We start from the raw sequence: 20,559 nt of genomic DNA on the forward strand, positions 1-20,559 counted from the left end.
GGCGGCGCTCTGTGGCGCCGCCGGCGTGGGTGCGTTCTAACGATCCGGATGGGGCCTGTCAACGCTTACTCTCCAAAAATGTGATCGCGTGGAGAAAGATCGAAATCTGTATAAAATTTTATGTACTTTTTAGAAAATCAAAGGTAGCTTACCACCAGAACGCGATAGCAATCCTTGCTCGGGGGGACGCCATGAGCCTGTCACGCCGCTGCGCCGAAACGCTGATCGATCTGGTCGAGATCAAGCTGAGCTGTCTCGAGATCACCGACCGCGAGGATCTGCGCGAGAAGGAGCTGCTGTTGCGCTGCGTTCAGGAGCTGAAAGCCGAGGTGCAGGGTGAAAGCGGCGCCACGGCGGCCTTTGCCCCACCCAAACGGCGCGGCCGCCGCCCCAAGCATCTGCAGTTCCAGGACCTTCACATCTGACGCGGCCCGCCGCCCGAACCGGGGACTCCGTCAGACCGGGACCGCCGGCCCCGGCTCGGGCGATGGAACGGCCTCCGGGGCGGTTTCCCGCGCGACATGGCGCGGCAATCGCAGGGTGAATCCCGTGCCCTGCCCGGCCGCCGACCGCACCGCCACCGTCCCGCCCAGCACGCCCGTCACCGTGCTGTGCACGATGTGGAGACCAAGCCCCGAGCCGCCCTCGCCCCGTTTGGTCGTGAAGAAGGGCTCGAACACCTTCGTCAGATGATCGTCGGGAATGCCGAACCCATCGTCGGAAAAATCGATGACGACGTGATCGTCGCCATCGGCATGGGCCGCGATGCGGATGGTGCCCCGCTGGTCGTCGCCATAGGCGTGAATCAGCGCGTTGATCACGAGATTGGTCAGAACCTGGCTCAGCGCGCCCGGAAAGCTGTCCATCTCCAGCCCCTCCGGACAGTCCACCTCCACCGCCACCAGCGTGCGTTTCAGCCGGGGTCGCAGGGAGAACAGCACCTCGTCGACGTAGGTGCGCAGGTCGAAGGAGCGCCGCTCGCCGGAGGTCTGGTCCACCGCCACCCGCTTGAAGCTCTGCACCAACGCCGCCGCCCGGTTCATGTTCGACACCAGAAGGCGCGCGGCCTCCGTCACCGTGTCGAGATACTCGGCCAGATTCGTCTTCTTCAACTGACCCGAATCGAAACGGACGCGCAGATCGCGGGCCTGTTCGGCGATGTGGCTGGCGGCGGTGAGGCCGATGCCGATGGGCGTGTTGATCTCATGCGCGACCCCGGCGACGAGTTGCCCCAGCGAGGCCATGGCCTCCGCCTGGATCAGGCTTTCCTGGGCGGCGCGCAGGTCGGCAAGCGCGCGCTCCGCTTCGTCGCGGGCGGCGACCATGGCGGCCTCCGCCGCCTTGCGGTCGTTGATGTCGTAGAGCCAGGTCAGCAGCGCCGGCTCCCCGTCCATTTCGATCTCACCCCAGCTCGACAGCACCCAGACGATTGTCCCGTCCGGCTTGCGGAAACGCACCTCGGCGTCGCGGAAGGGCCCCTCCCGTTCGAAGCGGTCGATCAGAGCCTGACGGTCGGCCGGATCGGCGTACAGCCGCTCGGCCGGCATCGGCAGCAGGTCGTCGCGCGACCGGCCAAGGATGATCTCGGACTGCGTGTTGCAGAACACCAGCAGGCCGTCGCGGCGCGTGATGTTCACGGCGATGGGGCTGGCCTCCAGGATGCGCAGCAGCCGTTCCTTGCCGGCGCGGACCTCCTCTTCCTGGCGGCGGCGCTCGGTGATGTCGGTCATGATGCCGACATAGCGCACCGCCTGTCCGGAAGCGTCGCGAATCGCCCGCCCCTGCGCGGCGATCCACATCCAGCCGCCGTCGGCCCGGCGCAGCCGGTAATCATAGGCATAGGCCGCGGTCTCGCCGCGCAGGTGGGCGTCGATGGTGGTCAGCACGCGCTGCCGGTCGTCGGGATGCAGGCGCCGGTCCCAGAAGTCGGCGGGCATCTCCGGCGGCTCGGCGTAGCCCAGCATGCGCGCGAAGCTGTCGGACCACCAGCAGGTCCCCCGCGGGATGTCGGTGTCCCACACCGCCGCCCCGGTGGCGTCCAGGGCCATTTCCAGACGGTCCGCCAGATCGCGGCGCACCGCGTCGGCCTTCTTCTGCTCCGTCAGGTCGTAGAACCAGCTGATGTGGCAGCGCTGCCCTTCGAACTCGATGACGGTCGAACTCAGCGAGCCCATGCAGGTTTCACCGTCGCCACGGCGCAGCAGCACCTCCTGCCCGTCGAAGCGCCCCTCGGCGTAGAGACGATCGATGGCCGCCCGGCGGTCCCCCGGGTCATGGTAGAGCGGCCACATGCCGTCGCGCTGCAGCTGCTCGCCGCTGACTTTGAAACAGGTGGCGGCGCTGGGGCTGTGGTAGAGATTGTCGCCGTCGCGCGTGTTGATGAGAACACCGATGGGAGCGGTGTCCAGGATGGCGCGCAGCCGGTCTTCCGTTGCCGCGGAGGAAGGGGTCGTCCTGTCGACCCGGAAGCGCCCCGCCACGCGCCGAGCCGCCAGCACGCCGGCGAGAAATCCGGCCAGGAGACCGGCGAACAGCGCGAACAGCGCCACCGTCAGCGAATTTGCAATCATCGGGCCTCCCGCCGGCTCCAATTGAAACCGACGGGAGAACAAAATCAATGGCTATGACGCCGCACCGTGTTCCGGCGCGGCATCACGGCCGTTGCCGATCAGCCCTTCAGCTTGGCCATCAGGATTTCGTTGACCAGGGCCGGATTGGCCTTGCCCTGCGTCGCCTTCATCACCTGACCGACGAAGAAGCCGAACAGCTTGTCCTTGCCCGAGCGGAACTCCGCCACCTTGTCGGCGTTGGCGGCCAGCACGGCGTCGATGGACGACTCGATGGCCCCGGTGTCGGTGACCTGACGCAGGCCCTTCTTCTCGACGATGTCGGCGGGCTTCTCACCGGTCTCGAACATCGCCTCGAACACCTCCTTGGCGATTCGGCCGGAGATGGTGTTGTCGGCGATCAGGTCGATCAGGCCACCGAGGTTTTCCGCCGAGACGGGGCTCTCCTCGATCTCCTTGCCGGCCTTGTTCAGGTAGCCGAACAGCTCGCCGGTGACCCAGTTGGCGGCCAGCTTCGGGTCGCGCCCCTTGGCCACCGCCTCGAAGAAATCGGCGCGGGCCTTCTCCGACACCAGCACGTTGGCGTCATAGGGCGACAGCTTGTACTCGCTGATGAAGCGGGCCTTCTTGTCGTCCGGCAGTTCCGGCAGGGTCTTCTTGATGTCCTCGACCCATTCGGCGTCCAGCTCCAGCGGCAGCAGGTCCGGATCGGGGAAGTAGCGGTAGTCGTGCGCCTCCTCCTTGGAGCGCATGGAGCGGGTCACGAACTTTGTCGTGTCCCACAGACGCGTCTCCTGGTCGATCTTGCCGCCCTCTTCGATGATCTCGATCTGGCGGCGCGCCTCGTACTCGATCGCCTGCATGACGAAGCGGATCGAGTTGACGTTCTTGATCTCGCAGCGCGTGCCGAAGGGCGCGCCCGGCTTGCGCACCGACACGTTGACGTCGCAGCGCATGGAGCCTTCCTCCATGTTGCCGTCGCAGGTGCCGAGGTAGCGCAGGATGGAGCGCAGCTTGCGCACATAGGCGCCGGCCTCCTCCGCGGTGCGCATGTCCGGCTCCGACACGATCTCCATCAGCGCCACGCCCGACCGGTTCAGGTCGATGTAGGTCTTGGCGGGGTGCTGGTCGTGCAGCGACTTGCCGGCGTCCTGCTCCAGATGCAGGCGCGTGACGCCGACCGTGCGGGAGGAGCCGTCCGGCAGGTCCAGCACGATCTCGCCCTTGCCGACGATGGGCTGCTGGAACTGGCTGATCTGATAGCCCTGCGGCAGGTCGGCGTAGAAGTAGTTCTTGCGGTCGAACACCGAGTGCAGGTTGATCTGCGCCTTCAGCCCCAGGCCGGTGCGCACCGCCTGCTCGATGCAATGCTCGTTGATGACGGGCAGCATGCCGGGAAAGGCGGCGTCGACGAAGCTGACCTGGCTGTTCGGCTCCGCGCCGAAGGCGGTGGCGGCGCCGGAGAACAGCTTGGCGTTCGAGATGACCTGGGCGTGGACCTCCAGCCCGATCACGATTTCCCAATCGCCCGTTTCGCCCTGAATGTACGACATCGGTCTCTTCTCTCGTCCGGCTCAGGCCATGAACGGCGGGGTGGCGGTGACGGCGGCGGCCTTCTCGATGACCTGACCGACGCGCAGGACGGTCTCCTCATCGAAGGGCCGGCCCAGGAGCTGGAGCCCCAGCGGCAGCCCGTCCGACCCGACCCCCGCCGGGACCGACATGCCCGGCAGGCCGGCCAGCGAGGCCGGGACCGTGAACACGTCGTTCAGGTACATCTGGATCGGGTCGTCCATCTTCTCGCCGATGGCGAAGGCGGTGCTCGGCGCGGTCGGCGTCAGGATGACGTCGCACTGCTTGAACGCCTCGTCGAAGTCCCACTTGATGCGCGTGCGCACCTGGCGGGCCTTGTTGTAGTAGGCGTCGTAATAGCCCGCCGACAGCACGTAGGTGCCGATCAGGATGCGGCGGCGGACCTCCTTGCCGAAGCCGGCGCCGCGGGTGTTCTCGTACATGTCCTTCAGGCTGGCGCCCTCGACCCGCAGGCCGTAGCGCAGGCCGTCGTAGCGCGCGAGGTTCGACGACGCCTCGGCCGGAGCGACGATGTAGTAAGTGGCCAGCGCGTACTTGGTGTGCGGCAGGCTGATCTCCACCGGCTCGGCGCCGGCCTGCTTCAGCCATTCGATGCCCTGGTCCCAGATCGCGGCGATCTCGGCGGGCATGCCCTCCACCCGGTACTCCTTGGGAATGCCGACCTTCAGGCCGCGGATGTCGCCGGTCAGCGCGGCGCGGAAGTCCGGCACCGCCATGTCGACCGACGTCGAATCCTTCGGATCGAAGCCGCACATCGAGCGCAGCATGATCGCCGCGTCCTCGACCGTGCGGGTCATCGGGCCGGCCTGATCCAGCGAGGAGGCGAAGGCGACCACGCCCCAGCGCGAGCAGCGGCCGTAGGTCGGCTTGATGCCGACGATGCCGGTGAAGGCGGCGGGCTGGCGGATCGAGCCGCCGGTGTCGGTGCCGGTGGCGCCCAGAGCGGCGCGCGCGGCCACCGCCGCGGCCGAGCCGCCCGACGAGCCGCCGGGGACGATCTGGCGCGACCAGTTGCCGACCTCGCCCGGGCTCCACGGACTGATCACGTTGCCGTGGTGCGAGGTGATGTTGGCCGAGCCCATGGCGAACTCGTCCAGGTTCACCTTGCCCAGCATGACGGCGCCGTCGCGCCACAGGTTGCTGGTGACGGTGGACTCATACTCCGGCTTGAAGCCGTCGAGGATGTGGCTGGCCGCGGTGGTCAGCACGCCCTTGGTGCAGAACAGGTCCTTCACCGCGATGGGCAGACCCTCCATCGGACCGGCCTCGCCCTTGGCGCGGCGGGCGTCGGAAGCCTTGGCCATCGCCAGCGCCTGCTCCGGCGTCTCGGTGATGAAGGCGTTCAGGGGGCGGATCGTCTCCACCGCCTTGACGTGGGCCTCGGTCAGCTCGACCGCGGTGAATTCCTTCTTGGCGAGGCCGTCGAGGGCCGCCGCCATGGTCAGATGCGTAAGACCGGTCATCACTCGACCACCTTCGGAACGACGTAGAAGCCTTCGGCCGTCTCCGGGCCGTTGGAGAGGACGGCGTCGCGGTAACCGCCATCGGTCACCTCGTCCTTGCGGCGGCGCAGGGTTTGCGCGGCCACGCTGGTCATCGGCGGCACGTCCTGCGTGTCGACCTCGCCCAACTGTTCGACGAAGGTCAGGATTTGGCTCAGCTCACCCGCCAGGTGATCCAGTTCATCGTCCGGCACCTTGATGCGGGCCAGATGCGCGATCTTGGCCACGGTGGCCTTGTCGAGCGACATGCCTTCCACTCTCTTCCGAAACGTCTGGAAAAACGGCTTGGAAGCTATCACCCGAATTCTATTACCGCAATGATTCAGGGATATCCCTTCCACCGGCGCGCGCGCCGAGCGGCGGTGCAGAGGTGCAGGGAGACGGAGGCGCGGCAAAAGGCTTCCGCAGCCGACACCGCATGGTGCGGCGTCCGATTCCCTGTTAGATTGACCAACATACAAATCAAATTCGTGCCGAAGCCATTTCATCTCACTCAACCCGGCAGGCCTCCGATGACAGCATCACTGACGCTGGCGAAACGTCTTTTCCTCGGCTTCGGCATCGGCGTGGCGGGCTTCGCCGCCGTCGCGCTGTTCAACACCATCGCCATGACGCGGCTGAGCGATCTGCAGCAGGAGGGGATGCGGCGGGTCGCCGACGCCACGACGCTGACCGAACTCGCCGGTTATGACGGGCGCCTCTACAAGATCGTCGCCGACGCACAGATCAACGGCTACGCGCCGCAGCACGACGAACAGTGGAAGACCGTCCGCGGGAACGCCGAACTCTACATCCGCAGGACCGCCGAAGTGATGGACACGCCGGACGAGCGCGCTTGGGCGGACGAGGCCGAACGGCATTTCCGGGCCGCCGTGGACATCTTCGAGACGGAGATGCTGCCCATCCTGCGCAACGGACCCGCCGACGCGCGGACCCGCGCCATGGACGACCGCATCGACCGCGAGCTGGCCGCCATGTCTGACCTCTACGAGAAGATCAAGCTCTCCACCGCCCGCGAGGCCAGGGAAGCGGACGAGGAGTACGACACCACCGCCGACCGCTACGGCGCGATCGGGGTGGCGATCTCGCTGGGCATGACGGCGATCCTGCTGCTCACCGCTCTGCTGACCACCCGCGCAGTGGCCCGGCCGGTGCGCGCCATGACGGAGGCGATGCGCCGGCTGGCCGACGGCGATCTCTCCATCACCGTCCCCGCCCGGAACCGGCGCGACGAGATCGGCGCGATGGCCGGCGCCATGCTGGTCTTCAAGGACAGCCTCCAGCGCAACCGCGCCATGGAGGAGGAGGCCCGGCAGGCCGACCAGCGGGCCGCGGCGGACAAGCGGCGGCTGATGAATGAGCTGGCCGGCTCCTTCCAGACCGGCGTCCAGGGCATGGTCGGCGCGGTCGCCGCGGCGGCGGGCCAGCTCCAGAGCAGCGCGCGCAGCATGACGGCCATCGCCGAGCGGACGACGGCCCAGGCATCCTCCGTCGCCACGGTGACCGAGCAGGCGTCTGGCAACGTCCAGACCGTCGCCTCCGCCACCGACGAGTTGAGCGGCTCCATCGCCGAGATCGCCCAGCAGGTCGACGGCGCGGCGCGCACCAGCCGGACCGCGCTCGACGAGGCGCAGCGCACCAACGCCACGGTGGAAAGCCTGTCCGGCACGGCGGAGCGCATCGGCAGCGTGGTCCAGCTCATCCAGCAGATCGCCTCGCAGACCAACCTGCTGGCGCTGAACGCCACCATCGAGGCCGCCCGCGCCGGGGAGGCCGGCAAGGGCTTCGCCGTCGTCGCCAACGAGGTGAAGGGCCTCGCCAACCAGACCGCCCGCGCCACCGAGGAGATCGCCGCCCAGATCCAGGCGATCCAGGAGGAAACCCAGGACGCCGTGTCGGCGATCCGGGGCATCGCCGACACGGTGCGGCAGGTGAACGACATCGCCGGGTCCATCGCCCTGTCCGTGGAACGCCAGACCACGGCGACCGGGGCGATCGCGCGCAACGTCCAGCAGGCCGCCAAGGGGACCGCCGACGCCTCGCACAGCATCCGGCAGGTCAACGACGCCTCCCGCGAGGCCGGTCAGGCGGCGGCCGATGTGCTGCAGGCTGCCAACAGCCTCGGCGACCACGCCCAGGCCATGCGCCGGTCGGTGGACGAGTTCGTGCAGCGCATCCGCAACGCCTGAGGCGCCTCGCGCCCTGCGCCGCCGGGCTTGCCGTCCGGGCTTGCGGCTTCTATGGTTCGCGGCATGATCCACACGCTTCCCGAACTGGCCGCCCGCCTGGGCCGGGGCCAGCGCCTGCTCGGCCTCGACGTCGGCACCAAGACCGTCGGCATGGCCGTGTCCGACCCCAACTTCGTCGTCGCCTCGCCGATCGGCACGCTGAAGCGCACGAAGTTCACCCAGGACGCCCGCGAGCTGTCGCGGACGCTGCGCGATTACGGGATCGGCGGGCTGGTGATCGGCCTGCCACTGAACATGGACGGGTCGGAGGGGCCGCGCGCCGAGTCCACCCGTGCCTTCGCCAAGAACCTGATGGAGCGGTCCGACCTGCTGGGCTGGGACGCTGAGATCGCTTTCTGGGACGAGCGGCTGTCGACCTCCGCGGTGGAGCGTTTCATGATCGGCGAGGCCGACATGACCCGCAAGCGCCGGGACGAGGTCGTCGACAAGATGGCCGCCGCCTACATCCTGCAAGGCGCGCTGGACGCCCTGGCCCACATCCGCCGCATGGAGCGGGAGCAGCGGGAGCGCGACGAGTACGACAACGACATCGGCGGCGACAGCAGCGGCGGCGACAGCAGCGGCGGGGACGCCTGACGACCCCATGCTGCCCATCGCCGGGGCGCTGGCTCCGATCTTCCTGCTGATCCTGTTCGGCCAGGGGTTGCGCCGCCGCGCCGTGATCCCCGAGTCCGCTTGGCCGTCGCTCGACCGGCTGACCTATCTTCTCTTCTTTCCCTGCCTGATCGTGGACGAGCTGACGCGGAGCGATCTGCGCGCTCTGTCCATGGGCCCGATGGGCGGGACGATGGCGGCGGGGATCTTCGCCGGCGCCGTCCTGGCGCTTGCCGTCCGGCGCCCGATCGGGCTGGACGGTCCGGCCTTCACCTCGGTCTTTCAGGGGGCGATCCGGCCCAACACCTATGTGGGGCTGGCCGGGGCCGGCGCCCTCTACGGCTCCGCCGGGCTGACGCTGACGGCGGTGGGCATCGCCGTTGTGGTGCCGTTGGTCAACCTGCTCTGCGTCACGGCGATGGTGCGCTATGGACGGGTGGCGGACGGCGTGCCACAACGCAATGGCATGGGTGCGGTCGTCTCCGGCATCCTGCGCAACCCGATCATCATCGCCGTCGCCATCGGCGCCGTCCTGAACCTCAGCGGGATCGGCCGGATTCCAGTGATCGGCGACGTGGTGGGCATCCTGGCGCGGGCCGCCCTGCCCATGGGGCTGCTCTCGGTCGGCGCGGGGCTGGACCTCGCCGCGGCGCGCGGCGCCGGGCTCGGCGTGGCGCTGTCCAGCGTCCTGAAACTGCTGCTGGTCCCCGCCGCGACGGCGCTTGCCGGGCTGTGGCTGGGCGTGGACGGGCTGCCGCTGACCATCGCGGTGCTGTTCAACGCCCTGCCCTGCTCGGCCAGTTCCTACGTCCTGGCCCGGCAGATGGGTGGCGACCATGCACTGGTGGCCGGCATCATCACCGTCCAGACTCTCGCCTCCGCCGCGACGCTGCCGCTGGTCGTCGCCCTGGCGGGCTGACGGTCCGTCGCCGTTCATAAGCGGCCATTCATGGTTCGTTAGGAATTGCCCGGAAACACTACTCTGGCTAGTTTTTCCTGGGAGTCGCACAGCCATGACCATCAGCCAGACGACAACTCACAGCCATACATTGTCGTCGGCGCCTCGGGAAGCGATCCTGGGCAAGCCCTCGGGAAGCATCTCGGTGGCGACGCGGTCCTCATCGGCCGAGCCTCCCGCCTCCGGGCCGGTGGACACGGTCAGCCTGTCCGCCCAGGCTCAATTCCGGATGAGCGGCGCCACCCGAATGGCCGTGACCGCCGACTCGCTGGCTCAAGCGGCGGCGGCCGCCGAAACGGTGCCGGGACTGAACGCGGATGCGGAACTCTTCACACCCGAAGCGTTGGCGGCCCATGCCGATTGGCGGGAAAAGCACAATGAGTACCGGGGGAAGGTTCGCAGCCTCGTCGACCAGACCTTCGGCTTGAGCGCAGACGGCAACAGTTGGGCGGCGGGCGGAGCCGCGCTGACCGCCATAAAGAATCTCGCGGAAAAGAACGGGCTGGTCGAACCGGACATGCCCCCGGCCGTAGCCAAAATGCTGCAGACGACGGGCGAAAGCATGTGGACTGATAAAAGCGGCGTGTCCACCGGCATGTTCGACGTGACGTTCCTCCCGAAGGGCACGGAGAAAGGCGGGAACCTCCGCATCCTGTTCGACGGCGCCAGGAAACCCGACGCCGACACGTCCCTGGTCGATTTGAAGACGGGGGGCCTGAAGGCTCAAGCCGCCCTGTCGAGCATCCGGGCCTCGACGCTGGGTGCGGCGCTGGACAGCGTGGGCGGCTGGACTCCGGGCAGCGCAGCCAACGCCTACGCCATCACGAACGGCACGGACAGACGCGGCGGGGTCGTTGGCATGGTGATCGCCAACGGCGTGGAAGATGAAGCCAGGGAGCGCTCCGCCACCATTCTCAAGACGCTTCAGAGCCTGATTCCGTAAGGCGGGGAACCCTACAGCCCGTCACCGCCTGATCAGCGCGAACACACCCCATCCCAGATGCTCACGCGTGTGGGTGGCGTAGCGCTCGGGCTCCGAGGTCAGTTTGTCCCGGACCTCCGGCGCAAGCCCGTCGTCGGGGTTGGCGTCGAGCCACCGGCGCATGGTCAGCCATTTGGCCGCCTCGTAGCGGTCCCAGCCGTCCTGGTCGGCGAGCATCATCTCGACGACGTCGAAGCCAAGCTCGCGGAAGGACGCGAGAAGGCCCGGCAGCGTGAGAAAGTCGGAAACCGCCCGGGCAAGACATCCCCGGGCGACGTCGTCGGTGGGCGGCAGGCGCCGCCAGTAGGGCTCGCCGACGAGGATGATGCCGCCGCGGCGCAGGCTGCGTTCCAGCAGGTCGATCGTGCCGGCGACCCCACCGCCAATCCATGTGGCCCCGACGCAGGCCGCCACGCCGACCGTCTCGGCGGAGACATAGCCCGCGGCATCGCCATGCACGAACGATACCCGGTCGGCGACGCCGAGTTCCACGGCGCGGCGCTTCGCCTGCTCGGTGAACAGCCGGCTCATGTCGATGCCGGTGCCGACGATGCCGTGGTCGCGCGCCCAGGTGCACAGCATCTCCCCCGACCCGCTGCCGAGGTCGAGGACCCGCGTCCCGGGCTCCAGACGCAACGCCGCGCCGAGCGTGGCGAGCTTCTCCGGGGTGATCGGGTTGTGGATGCGGTGGGCGCTTTCCGTGATGTTGAAGATCCGCGGAATGTCCATCACCGTATCCCCCGAGAATGATGCGAATAATTCTTTCCAGAACCCGAATAGTCTTGGTGAAAACATCCGAGTGGAATCAGGTTAGCATGATTCCACGCTCGATAGCCGGGTTTCAGGGCCAGCGCAATAATGTGCGACGACTTGTCCCGCCACTTATGGCGGCTCGGGAGCGCCCTGGGGGAAGCGCTCCAGACCGTCGTCGATGGTGTAATAGTCCGCCTTGTCCGCCACATGGATGTGCCGCAGCGTGGCGAGGCCGGTCGGCTGGTCCAGGCTGCCGGCGGCGACGTCGAACAGGTTGGACCCGTCGCCGTTCCAGAACAGCGAAGACCCGCAGCGCGCGCAGAATCCGCGTTGCGCCTTCGCCGACGAGCGGTACCAGGACAGGGTGCCCTCCGCGTCGGACACCGCCACCGCCGTGCGGGGGACGGTGATGTAGGCGCCGAAGTGGCCGTGAAAACGCCGGCACTGGCCGCAATGGCAGTTCACCACCCCCATGGGCCGCTCGGTCACCGTGTAGCGCAAGGCGCCGCACAGGCATCCACCCGCCAGAACACCGCCCACCAGAACTCCGCCATCGCTCATCGGTCCGCTCCCGTCCGTTTCCCAGATGGAATTGCCTCAGCCCTGCCAGAAGGGCTTGTCGGCCTCGGTCACCGCGTCGGCGCGGGACAGGCCGATGTCCTGCAACAGATGATCGGGCAAAGCCTCCAACGCCCGCCGCTGCCGCCGCCGCTCGTTCCAGGTCGCCACCGTGTCGAACAGGGCGACCAGCGCACCGCCGATCCCCTGGCCGGGCCGCTCCTGGGCGTCGGTGCGGGTGTTCATGCCGTCATTCATGCTCTGGGCCATGACCGCGTCTCCTCGTGTCTCCGGTGGTCGTCGGCGTCTGTCGCCCGACGTTCCGGACTGTGTTCCGTGACTGGAGGATGAGCCACCCGGTCCTTGCGCACAAACGACGCTTTCTCATAGTTTGGATTAGTAAAACTAATCCGAAGCCCGTGTCCCGGAGTCGCTCCATGGCCCGCCGCCTGCCGCCGCTGAACGCCCTGCGCGCCTTCGAATCCGCCGCGCGGCACCTGTCCTTCACCAAGGCGGCGGAGGAGCTTCACGTCACCCAGGCCGCCGTCAGCCACCAGATCAAGGGGCTGGAGGAATGGCTGGGCATGCCGCTGTTCCGCCGGATGAACCGCGCGCTGATCCTGACCGAGACCGGGCAGTCCTACCTGCCGCCGGTGCGCGACGCGCTCGACACGCTGTCGCACGCGACGGAGCGGCTGTTCCGCATGGACGGGTCCGGCGCGCTGACCATCTCGACCATGCCGAGCTTCGCCGCAAAGTGGCTGGTCATGAGGCTGGGCCGCTTCCAGGCCCGCCATCCGGAGCTGGAGGTGCGGCTGCACACCACCCCGCAGCTCGTGGATTTCACCCAGCAGGACGTGGACATCGGCATCCGCTTCGGCGCCGGCAACTGGCCCGGCCTGCGCTGCGAGCGGCTGATGACCGAGGACATCTACCCGGTGTGCAGCCCGTCGCTTCTCGACGGCCCCCGCCCCCTGTGCTGCCCGGAGGACCTGCGCCACCACACGCTGCTCCACGACGACTACTTCATCACCTGGGGCACCTGGGGCGAGGCCGCGGGCATCGGCGGGCTGGACCACGCCCGCGGCCCGCGCTTCGACGATTCGGCGCTGCTGCTCCAGGTCGCGGCGGAGGGCGGCGGCGTGGCTCTGGCCCGCGGCGTCCTGGTGGCGGACGATGTCGCCGCCGGGCGGCTGGTGCGGCTGTTCGACGTCCATCTGCCGGGCAACTACGCCTATTACGTCGCCGCCCCGCCCCATTACTTCTCGCGCCCGAAGGTGAAGGCGTTCCGCGACTGGCTGTTCGAGGAGGCCGCCGCCGATCCTACGGACGCTCACAGCCGGACCTTGTCCGCGGCGGAGTCCGCCACAACCTCTTCCCCAGACGCCTGAACAGACGCCTGACCGGGGAAAGGTTGCGCCATGACGCCCGCACGTCCGCTCGCCCTCGCCGCCCTGCTGTCCGCTTCGCTGGCCTGGCCCGCCTCCGCCCACCATGGTTGGGGCGGCTATGAGGCAGGCCAGGAGATGACGCTGACCGGCACCGTGCAGCAGATCGCCTTCAACAACCCGCACGCCATGCTGAACCTCCAGGCCGACGGCAAGGTCTGGCACGTCGTGCTCGCCCCGCCCAGCCGGATGAGCACACGCGGCCTGCCCGCCGATTCGATCAAGCCCGGCCAGACCGTGACGGTGGTCGGCTATCCCGCCAAGTCCGACCCGGCGGAGTTGCGGGCGGAGCGCATCACCGCCGCCGACAAGACCATCGAGCTGCGCTGACGGCGGCCCCCGCGCCCGGTCGCTCAGCATGGACCACGATCTCGCCCCCGCCGGCCCCGGCTGGCTCGTCGCGCTGGAGACGTCCGGGCTCGGCGAATCGCTGCGCCAGTCGATCTGGCTCTATCCGCTGGTCGAGATCACGCACATCCTCGGTTTCGCGCTTCTCGTCGGGTCCATCCTGGCCTTCGACCTGCGTCTGATCGGGGTCCGGGCGCCGCTGCTGCCGGCGGATGCGCTGGCGCGGCTGCTCCTGCCGGTGGCGGTGACCGGCTTCGCGCTGGCGGTGCCGACCGGCCTCCTCCTCTTCACGACGGAGGCGACGGCGCTGGCGGGCAACCCGGCCTTCCTGGCGAAGCTGACGCTGATCGGGCTGGCCCTGCTCAACATCCTGGCCTTTCACCGGCTCGCCGGCCGTCGGATGGCGGAGTGGAGCCTTGCGGACCAGCCGCCACCGGGTGCCCGGTTCGCGGGCGCTGCCTCGCTCGCGCTGTGGGTCGGCGCCCTGGCCTGCGGGCGCCTCATCGCCTACCTTTAAAAAGGTCATAGGGCGCGCTTGCGGGCGTCCGGGACCGCTCCTATAGTCGCGGCCCATGACCGGATCGCCCCATTCCACGACGGTTTTCCCGCACCGCCACCTCCTTGGCATCGAGGGGCTGACGGCAGGCGAGATCACCACCATCCTCGACCTCGCCGACGGCTACGTCGAGCAGAACCGCCAGCCCACGAAGAAGTCGTCGCTTCTCGACGGCCGGACGATCGTCAACCTCTTCTTCGAGAATTCGACCCGCACCCGCACCAGCTTCGAACTGGCCGGCAAGCGGCTCGGCGCCGACGTCATCAACATGTCGTCGGACGGCAGCTCGGTGAAGAAGGGCGAGACGCTGATCGACACGGCGATGACGCTGAACGCCATGCACCTCGACGCGCTGGTCGTTCGCCACGCCGATTCGGGGGCGGTGAAGCTGCTGGCCGACAAGGTCAACTGCTCGGTCATCAACGCCGGCGACGGCCATCACGAGCACCCGACGCAAGGGCTCCTGGACGCGCTGGCGATCCGCCGCCGCCTCGGCAGCCTCGAAGGGCTGATCGTGGCGATCTGCGGCGACATCCTGCACAGCCGCGTCGCGCGCTCCAACATCCATCTGCTGAACGCCATGGGTGCCCGCGTCCGCGTCGTGGCGCCGCCGACGCTGATCCCCTCGCAGATCGACCGGCTGGGCGTCGAGATCCACCACTCCATGGCGACCGGCCTGAAGGACGCCGACGTGGTGATGATGCTGCGTCTCCAGACCGAGCGGATGAGCGGCCAGTATGTCCCCTCGACCCGCGAATACTTCTACTTCTACGGCCTCGACTACGAGAAGCTGGCGGTGGCGAAGCCGCACGCGGTGGTCATGCACCCCGGCCCGATGAACCGCGGCGTCGAGATCGATTCGGAGGTCGCCGACGACCTCAAGCGCTCCATGATCCTCGATCAGGTGGAGCTGGGCGTGGCCGTCCGCATGGCCGTGCTCGACCTTCTCACCCGCGACCCTACTAAAAATGAAGGCCGGGGTTCCAATGCCTAATTCCAACGCACCCCGCGTCGCCTACCGCAACGCCCGCCTGCTCGACCCCGCCAGCGGCCTGGACCAGCGGGGCGACCTGCTGACCGAAGGCGCGAAGATCGCCGACTTCGGCCCGTCCCTGTTCGCCGACGGCGTGCCGGAGGGGATCGAGGTCGTCGACCTCCAGGGCCAGTGCCTCGCCCCGGGCCTCGTCGACATGCGCGTCCTGATCGGCGAGCCCGGCGAGGAGGAAAAGGACACCATCAAGAGCGCGTCGCGCGCCGCGGTGGCCGGTGGCATCACCGCCGTGGTCCTGCTGCCCAACACCGATCCGGTGACCGATGAGGTGGCGAGCCTGGAGTTCATCGCCCGGCGCGCCCGCGAGGTGCGTCTGGTCAAGGTCTTCGCCTACGCCGCCGCCACCCGCGGGACCGAGGGCAACGAGATCACCGAGATGGGCCTGCTGTCCCGCGCCGGGGCCGTGGCCTTCACCGACGGCACCAAGGCGATCGCCAGCGCCAAGGCGATGCGCCGCGCGCTCAGCTACGCCCGCACCTTCGACAAGCTGATCGTCCAGCATCCGGAGGAGCCGAGCCTCGCCAGCGGCGGCATGATGAATTCGGGCGAGCGCGCCACCCGCCTCGGCCTCGTCGGCATCCCGCGGGAGGCTGAGATCATCATGATCGAACGCGACCTGCGCCTCCTCGAACTCTCCGGCGGCCGGCTGCACTTCGCCCACGTTACGACGGGCGAGTCGGTGGACCTGATCCGCCGCGCCAAGGCGCGCGGGCTGAAAGTCACCTGCGACACCGCCCCGCATTACTTCGCCCTGACCGAGACGGACGTCGGCGATTACCGCACCTTCGCCAAGGTCTCGCCGCCGCTGCGCGGCGAGATGGACCGGCGGGCCATCGTCGAGGGTCTGGCCGATGGCACCATCGACGCCATCGCGTCCGACCACACGCCGCAGGACCAGGATCAGAAGCGCCTGCCCTTCGCCCAGGCCGCCTGCGGCGTGATCGGGCTGGAGACGCTGTTCCCGCTGACCCTGGAACTGGTGCACAAGGGCGCCATGCCGCTGCTGAAGGCGCTGGCCTGCGTGACCGTGAAGCCGGCCGAACTCCTCGGCCTGCCGCTCGGCCGCATCGCCAAGGGCGCCCCCGCCGACCTGATCGCCTTCGACCTGGATGTGCCGTGGAAGGTGGACGTGGCCGCCTTCAAGTCGAAGTCGAAGAACAGCCCCTTCGAGGACCGCCCCGTCCAGGGCCGTCCGCTGCGCACCGTGGTGGACGGGCGCACCGTCTGGCAGTTCGAGGGCTGATCCGGTGACCCTCCTGATCTCGGCCCTGCTGGGCTACCTGCTGGGTTCGATTCCCTTCGGCTTGGTGCTGACCCGGCTGGCCGGGCTGGGCGACATCCGCAAGATCGGCTCCGGCAACATCGGCGCCACCAACGTGCTGCGCACCGGCAACAAGCCGCTCGCCGCCGCCACCCTGATCCTGGACAGCGGCAAGGGCGCCATCGCCGCCCTGCTCGCCCTCGCCTGGGCGGGGCCGGAGGCGGCGGTCTTCGCGGCGGGCGGCGCCATGCTGGGCCACAGCTTCCCGGTCTGGCTCGGCTTCAAGGGCGGCAAGGGCGTGGCGACGGCGCTCGGCGTGCTGCTGGCGGTGTCCTGGCCGGTCGGCGTGATCGCCTGCGCGACGTGGCTCGCCATGGCCTTCCTGTTCAAAATTTCGTCGCTGTCAGCCCTGACCGCCCTTGGCCTCAGCCCGATCTTCGGCTGGATCTTCGGCGGGCCGCTGGTGGCGGGTCTGTGCCTGTTCATCGCCGTGCTGGTCGCCATCCGCCATTCCGCGAACATCAAACGCCTGCTGAAGGGCGAGGAGCCGAAGATCAGCTTCGGCAAGAAGAAGGCCTGACCACGTCCGGTCAGGTCTTCAGGAACACCTGATCCAACGCCGCCAGAAGTTCCCCCGCCAGGACGGGCTTGCGCAGGATCACCAGCGGTCCGCCCTCCCCGTCCTGCAAACCGGGGATTCCGTCCTCGGGCGGAGAGGCGGACAGCACGACGATGGGCAGGTCGGGCCAGTTGCGGCGCAACTGGCGGATCATCGCCTCGCCACCCAGGCGCGGCATGACCAGATCGGTGATGACGGCGTCGAAGCAGTCCTCGGCCAGGGCGCTCAGCCCGGCTTCGCCGTCCGTCACGGTGGTCACCGTGCAATGGGCCATTTCCAGCATGCGGGCCATCGCCATGGCGGTGAGCGAATCGTCCTCCACGAGAAGAATCTTGAGCGGCCTCGCGAAACGCACCGGTAACCTCCACGGGTGGCGAACGGGCCGACACATTCTACGAAGGCCAATGTCTTCGCTCCTGCAAAAAAGTGTGCCGGGGTGCGTTATTTAGGACGCCGGCTTTCCCGTCCCAGGGGATGGCGTCCGGCGGGCCGGTTTCGAAAAGGCCGTGACCGACCCCGCCCCTCGGCCCTTGCGGCGGCTCGACCAGCGGTATTGCGGGTCGTCGGCGATCAGGTGCAGGTGATCGGAGATGCGGTTGCGCTCCAGCCAGCCGAGGGCGGCCTCAAGCTCCGACAGGGTCATCTCCGACCGCGCCTTGTTCATGCAGCGCTTCAGCACGGCGTTGTAGGTGTGGTAGCTGACCGGCCCTTCGGCGACGAGGTTGTTGTCCTGGTCCTCGATCACCTGGGCCGCCACGATCTGGCCGATGCGCTGGCGCAAATGATGCTCAACCGCGCTGGGCACCTGCACCCCGTCCTTTGACGGGCGCTCGGCCGAGGGGCGGTCGGCGGAATCGCGCCCCGGCGGCGGGTTGCCGAAATCGGGGCCGGGCGCCACCACGGCGAAGCGCAGGGCCGTCGCGTTGGATTCCAGCGGGATGATCTCCGGCTCCGCCTCCACCGTGCGCTCGAAGGGCAGTTCGTGCTGGCGCCGCATCTTGACCATGGCACGCGTGCCCTGCTGGGTCTCGACCATCTGGCGGAACCGCTCGAACATCATGTCGGAGGGATGGTAGATCACCGCCCGCTGCTGCTCGTAGGCGCCGGCGTGGGGATCGACGCGGGTGGCCCGCGCGATGGCCTGCTCCAGCCAGGGGCGGGAGCGGATGTGGGTCAGACAGGCGACGTGCGAGATGGCCGGCGCGTCCAGCCCCTCATAGGCCATGGCGACGGAGACCAGAACGGCGGGTTCGGGGCGCAGGCGGAAGGCGGCCACCACCTCCTGCGCGTCGCGCCGTTCGGAAATGGCGATCTGCGCCATCCGCGCCGCCTGCGCGCCGGGCATCCAGCCGCGCAGCGTGTCGAGGTAGTTGCGGGCGGTCTCCTGGTCCGGCGCGATCACCAGCAGCTTGCCCAACCCGGCGCCCTCATGCTCCGCCCCATTTGGACCGGTCGCCGCCGCGCGCCGCTTCGCCCGGTGCTCGCGGCAGGAGCGGTAGGCCTCGCGCAGCATGGCCTGGGCGAAGCCGGTGCGCAGCGCGGTGAACAGGGCGTCGCGGGTGTTCTCCCCGGCGCGGGACAGCGCGTCGACGCTGCGCGTCGTCCGCTCCGCGTCCAGCCATGTCGCGGTGCCGTCCATCGCGCCGAAGGTCACCGGAAGGATGGCCTTCTCGGCCAGCGCCTGCCGCCGCGAATAGCCGACGATGGCCCACCCCGGCGCCTTGAAATCGATCTCGCGCACCCGCCGAACCCCCTGCGGGGTGCGGTAGGGCAGCCAGAGGATGGGGCGCCCGTCCGCCCGCTCCAGGGTGCCGCTCATCAGCAGCCGGGCGGCGGCGCTTTCCAGAAGCGGCAGGATGGAGCGGCTCCAGGCGGTCTCGTCCTCCGCCGTGGACGCCGCACCGCTGTCGGCGACGGCGGGCAGGTGGTGCAATTCGTCCACGGCCAGCAGATAGCGGTGGCGGCGGAACTCCTGAAGGTGCAGGTCCGGGGCCGCCGCGACCGCCTGATAGGTGGTGACGTAGCCCTGGAGGCCGCGGCAGGGATCGCGCCCGTTCTCCGCCGCCCGCAGTGCGATCCCGTGACCCAGCGCCTCGCGCCAGCGCGGATCGGCGAAGGCCTCCTCCGCCTGCCGGCGCAGGCTGTCGCGCGGCACGATCCAGCAGATGCGGTCGATCAGCCCGGCGCGCATCAGCGCCGCCCCCATGATGACCGGCAGCAGCGACTTGCCTCCACCCGGCGTCACCGCGGCCAGCACGTCCCGCACGTCCGTCTGCCGCTGCGCGATGGCCGCGGCGACGCCGGCGACCATGGTCTGGTGGCTCCTCAACGCTGGCATGCCGGCCTGACGCCCCTCCCTGACGGTTTTGCGCGGTACGGACCGGCAAGGCTAAGCTGCGGGGAGTCATCGGGTCACGGATTCAATCGTAGGTAGACATCCTCCAAAGGAGGGGGGCTGCTCGCCAAAGGAGTCCGAAGGAAAGGCGCCGGATGCGCTTCGGTCTGGGCGCGGCTCGGGCTTCGTGGTACACGAATTGTTCTTTTGAAAAGTCCCCAACGAGACGAGCAACGAGGGCACCAGACGATGAGCACCCGTCCGCAGGCGGTTTCCACCCAGCATGTCGAGAACGAGCGCACCCGCGTCACCGAATGGCGTCTGGTGCCGGGGGCGGAAACCGGCGCCCATGTGCACGGCTACGACTATGTGATCGTTCCGGTGACGGCCGGCGCCTTCACCATCGTCGATCCGGACGGCAACGCCCGCCAGTTCCCGCTGGAACCGGGCCGTTCCTATTTCCGCAAGGCCGGCGTCAGCCACAACGTCATCAACGACGGCGACAGCGACATCGTCTTCGTCGAGGTCGAATTCCTCCAGCCCGGCTGACCCCTCACGCCCGATCCGACTGACCGATGCACCGCGGCTCCACCATGTTCGACTATGGCCAGGACGGCGACGAGCCGCTTCCCGACGCCGTCATCCGTTCCGGCGGGCCGCGGTCCGTCCAGCATTTGCTGCTCTCGCTGTCGCCCGAAAATCCGCTCTACCTCTACGCCGACGCGGCGGACGCCGGAGGCGGGGCCTATTACCGGGACTCCCGCGAGGTCTGGCAATCGCTGGCCGACGGGGAGGGGCAGCGCTGGCGGTGGTTCGTCGGCAGCCAGGGCCGCGTCGTCGAGGCCGCCCCCGGCGACGTTCATGGCCTGCGCCGCGCCGCACCGGTCGCCTTGACGATCACCTGGTACAGCCTGCCGGACCGCGAAAGCGTCGGGCGGGTGCGCAACGCCCTGCGCGCCATCGGCGCCACCTGCAGCCGCGGCCCGGCGGGCTGAGGGCGTGCCTCCATCGCGGACGCCTGTGAACGCATAGGCGCCATGTCATTTCGGAATCCCTCTTGATCAGGCCGGGATTGTGTGGGCGCGACTTCTGTCCTAGTGTTAGGAACCAGGAATCCGGGAGCAAACGACAGAGTGGCCGTCACCCAGGCACAGCCTTCGCGCGTTCTGACGCCCTGTGCCTCAT

At 68.6% G+C, this 20,559-nt stretch carries 22 protein-coding genes; 13 read left to right on the forward strand and 9 right to left on the reverse strand.

Going from position 1 to position 20,559, the window contains the following annotated elements; genetic code table 11:
* The first annotated feature begins 191 nt into the window (after nucleotides 1–191).
* Nucleotides 192–425 (forward strand): hypothetical protein, encoded by a 234-nt coding sequence (locus ACWPN5_RS20815; RefSeq protein WP_145680781.1) that lies wholly within the window; start codon nucleotides 192–194, stop codon nucleotides 423–425.
* A 30-nt stretch (nucleotides 426–455) separates the two neighbouring features.
* Here ACWPN5_RS20815 and ACWPN5_RS20820 read toward each other — a convergent pair whose 3' ends face one another.
* The 4 genes from ACWPN5_RS20820 to gatC all read right to left on the reverse strand — a co-directional run bounded on the left by ACWPN5_RS20820 (nucleotide 456) and on the right by gatC (nucleotide 5,910).
* Nucleotides 456–2,570 carry a PAS domain S-box protein gene (locus tag ACWPN5_RS20820; protein WP_145680782.1) on the reverse strand — a complete coding sequence of 705 codons (2,115 nt, stop codon included), beginning with the start codon at nucleotides 2,568–2,570 and terminating at the stop codon, nucleotides 456–458.
* Nucleotides 2,571–2,668: 98 nt separating this feature from the next.
* Entirely contained in the window at nucleotides 2,669–4,120 is a 1,452-nt protein-coding gene (gatB, locus tag ACWPN5_RS20825; RefSeq protein ID WP_492297176.1) for an Asp-tRNA(Asn)/Glu-tRNA(Gln) amidotransferase subunit GatB, read from the reverse strand.
* Nucleotides 4,121–4,141: 21 nt separating this feature from the next.
* Nucleotides 4,142–5,623 (reverse strand): Asp-tRNA(Asn)/Glu-tRNA(Gln) amidotransferase subunit GatA, encoded by a 1,482-nt coding sequence (gene gatA, locus ACWPN5_RS20830; protein ID WP_145680784.1) that lies wholly within the window; start codon nucleotides 5,621–5,623, stop codon nucleotides 4,142–4,144.
* A complete protein-coding gene (gene gatC / locus ACWPN5_RS20835) occupies nucleotides 5,623–5,910 on the reverse strand; it encodes an Asp-tRNA(Asn)/Glu-tRNA(Gln) amidotransferase subunit GatC (protein ID WP_014198426.1) in 288 nt (95 codons plus the stop codon). The genes gatA and gatC overlap by 1 nt, the downstream gene beginning before the upstream one ends.
* Before the next feature lie 264 nt (nucleotides 5,911–6,174).
* Here gatC and ACWPN5_RS20840 point away from each other — a divergent pair, with 264 nt between their 5' ends.
* The 4 genes from ACWPN5_RS20840 to ACWPN5_RS20855 all read left to right on the forward strand — a co-directional run bounded on the left by ACWPN5_RS20840 (nucleotide 6,175) and on the right by ACWPN5_RS20855 (nucleotide 10,406).
* Complete coding sequence (locus ACWPN5_RS20840) at nucleotides 6,175–7,851, forward strand: methyl-accepting chemotaxis protein (RefSeq protein ID WP_145680785.1); 1,677 nt, start codon at nucleotides 6,175–6,177, stop codon at nucleotides 7,849–7,851.
* A 63-nt stretch (nucleotides 7,852–7,914) separates the two neighbouring features.
* Nucleotides 7,915–8,487, forward strand: a complete 573-nt coding sequence (ruvX, locus tag ACWPN5_RS20845; protein ID WP_492297177.1) for a Holliday junction resolvase RuvX — start codon at nucleotides 7,915–7,917, stop codon at nucleotides 8,485–8,487.
* Between the two features lie 7 nt (nucleotides 8,488–8,494).
* Nucleotides 8,495–9,424: an AEC family transporter gene (locus ACWPN5_RS20850; RefSeq protein ID WP_492297178.1), complete on the forward strand. Its 930-nt coding sequence runs from the start codon at nucleotides 8,495–8,497 to the stop codon at nucleotides 9,422–9,424.
* Nucleotides 9,425–9,518: 94 nt separating this feature from the next.
* A complete protein-coding gene (locus ACWPN5_RS20855) occupies nucleotides 9,519–10,406 on the forward strand; it encodes a hypothetical protein (protein WP_492297179.1) in 888 nt (295 codons plus the stop codon).
* A gap of 21 nt (nucleotides 10,407–10,427) precedes the next feature.
* Here the strand turns inward: ACWPN5_RS20855 and ACWPN5_RS20860 are convergent, their stop codons facing one another.
* From ACWPN5_RS20860 to ACWPN5_RS20870, 3 genes are all read right to left on the reverse strand, one after another.
* A complete protein-coding gene (locus ACWPN5_RS20860) occupies nucleotides 10,428–11,174 on the reverse strand; it encodes an SAM-dependent methyltransferase (protein WP_145680789.1) in 747 nt (248 codons plus the stop codon).
* A 153-nt stretch (nucleotides 11,175–11,327) separates the two neighbouring features.
* Entirely contained in the window at nucleotides 11,328–11,759 is a 432-nt protein-coding gene (locus tag ACWPN5_RS20865) for a GFA family protein (RefSeq protein ID WP_492297180.1), read from the reverse strand.
* 36 nt (nucleotides 11,760–11,795) lie between these two features.
* Entirely contained in the window at nucleotides 11,796–12,026 is a 231-nt protein-coding gene (locus ACWPN5_RS20870; protein ID WP_200476745.1) for a DUF1127 domain-containing protein, read from the reverse strand.
* A gap of 167 nt (nucleotides 12,027–12,193) precedes the next feature.
* On the opposite strand from ACWPN5_RS20870, the gene ACWPN5_RS20875 reads away from it, so the two are divergent.
* The 6 genes from ACWPN5_RS20875 to plsY are packed head-to-tail and all read left to right on the forward strand — an operon-like array spanning nucleotide 12,194 to nucleotide 17,000.
* The gene (locus ACWPN5_RS20875) at nucleotides 12,194–13,147 is read left to right on the forward strand and encodes a transcriptional regulator GcvA (RefSeq protein WP_145680792.1); all 954 of its coding nucleotides are present in this window, start codon (nucleotides 12,194–12,196) and stop codon (nucleotides 13,145–13,147) included.
* A gap of 30 nt (nucleotides 13,148–13,177) precedes the next feature.
* Nucleotides 13,178–13,534 (forward strand): DUF6152 family protein, encoded by a 357-nt coding sequence (locus ACWPN5_RS20880; protein ID WP_200476747.1) that lies wholly within the window; start codon nucleotides 13,178–13,180, stop codon nucleotides 13,532–13,534.
* A 28-nt stretch (nucleotides 13,535–13,562) separates the two neighbouring features.
* Nucleotides 13,563–14,069 (forward strand): hypothetical protein, encoded by a 507-nt coding sequence (locus tag ACWPN5_RS20885; protein WP_492297181.1) that lies wholly within the window; start codon nucleotides 13,563–13,565, stop codon nucleotides 14,067–14,069.
* 55 nt (nucleotides 14,070–14,124) lie between these two features.
* Nucleotides 14,125–15,102: an aspartate carbamoyltransferase catalytic subunit gene (locus ACWPN5_RS20890; protein ID WP_145680795.1), complete on the forward strand. Its 978-nt coding sequence runs from the start codon at nucleotides 14,125–14,127 to the stop codon at nucleotides 15,100–15,102.
* Nucleotides 15,095–16,402 (forward strand): dihydroorotase, encoded by a 1,308-nt coding sequence (locus ACWPN5_RS20895; protein ID WP_492297182.1) that lies wholly within the window; start codon nucleotides 15,095–15,097, stop codon nucleotides 16,400–16,402. The genes ACWPN5_RS20890 and ACWPN5_RS20895 overlap by 8 nt, the downstream gene beginning before the upstream one ends.
* A 4-nt stretch (nucleotides 16,403–16,406) precedes the next feature.
* On the forward strand, nucleotides 16,407–17,000 hold the full coding sequence (gene plsY, locus ACWPN5_RS20900; protein ID WP_145623934.1) for a glycerol-3-phosphate 1-O-acyltransferase PlsY: 594 nt from the start codon (nucleotides 16,407–16,409) through the stop codon (nucleotides 16,998–17,000).
* A gap of 10 nt (nucleotides 17,001–17,010) precedes the next feature.
* Here plsY and ACWPN5_RS20905 read toward each other — a convergent pair whose 3' ends face one another.
* On the reverse strand, nucleotides 17,011–17,394 hold the full coding sequence (locus tag ACWPN5_RS20905) for a response regulator (RefSeq protein ID WP_492297183.1): 384 nt from the start codon (nucleotides 17,392–17,394) through the stop codon (nucleotides 17,011–17,013).
* 90 nt (nucleotides 17,395–17,484) lie between these two features.
* Complete coding sequence (locus tag ACWPN5_RS20910; protein ID WP_145680798.1) at nucleotides 17,485–19,377, reverse strand: DEAD/DEAH box helicase; 1,893 nt, start codon at nucleotides 19,375–19,377, stop codon at nucleotides 17,485–17,487.
* Nucleotides 19,378–19,623: 246 nt separating this feature from the next.
* On the opposite strand from ACWPN5_RS20910, the gene ACWPN5_RS20915 reads away from it, so the two are divergent.
* Together ACWPN5_RS20915 and ACWPN5_RS20920 are read left to right on the forward strand one after the other, a co-directional pair.
* Nucleotides 19,624–19,923: a cupin domain-containing protein gene (locus tag ACWPN5_RS20915; protein WP_014198409.1), complete on the forward strand. Its 300-nt coding sequence runs from the start codon at nucleotides 19,624–19,626 to the stop codon at nucleotides 19,921–19,923.
* Between the two features lie 26 nt (nucleotides 19,924–19,949).
* A complete protein-coding gene (locus ACWPN5_RS20920; RefSeq protein ID WP_014198408.1) occupies nucleotides 19,950–20,369 on the forward strand; it encodes a hypothetical protein in 420 nt (139 codons plus the stop codon).
* Nucleotides 20,370–20,559 lie beyond the last annotated feature (190 nt).

This window comes from Azospirillum sp. UENF 211521, from assembly GCF_058780535.1.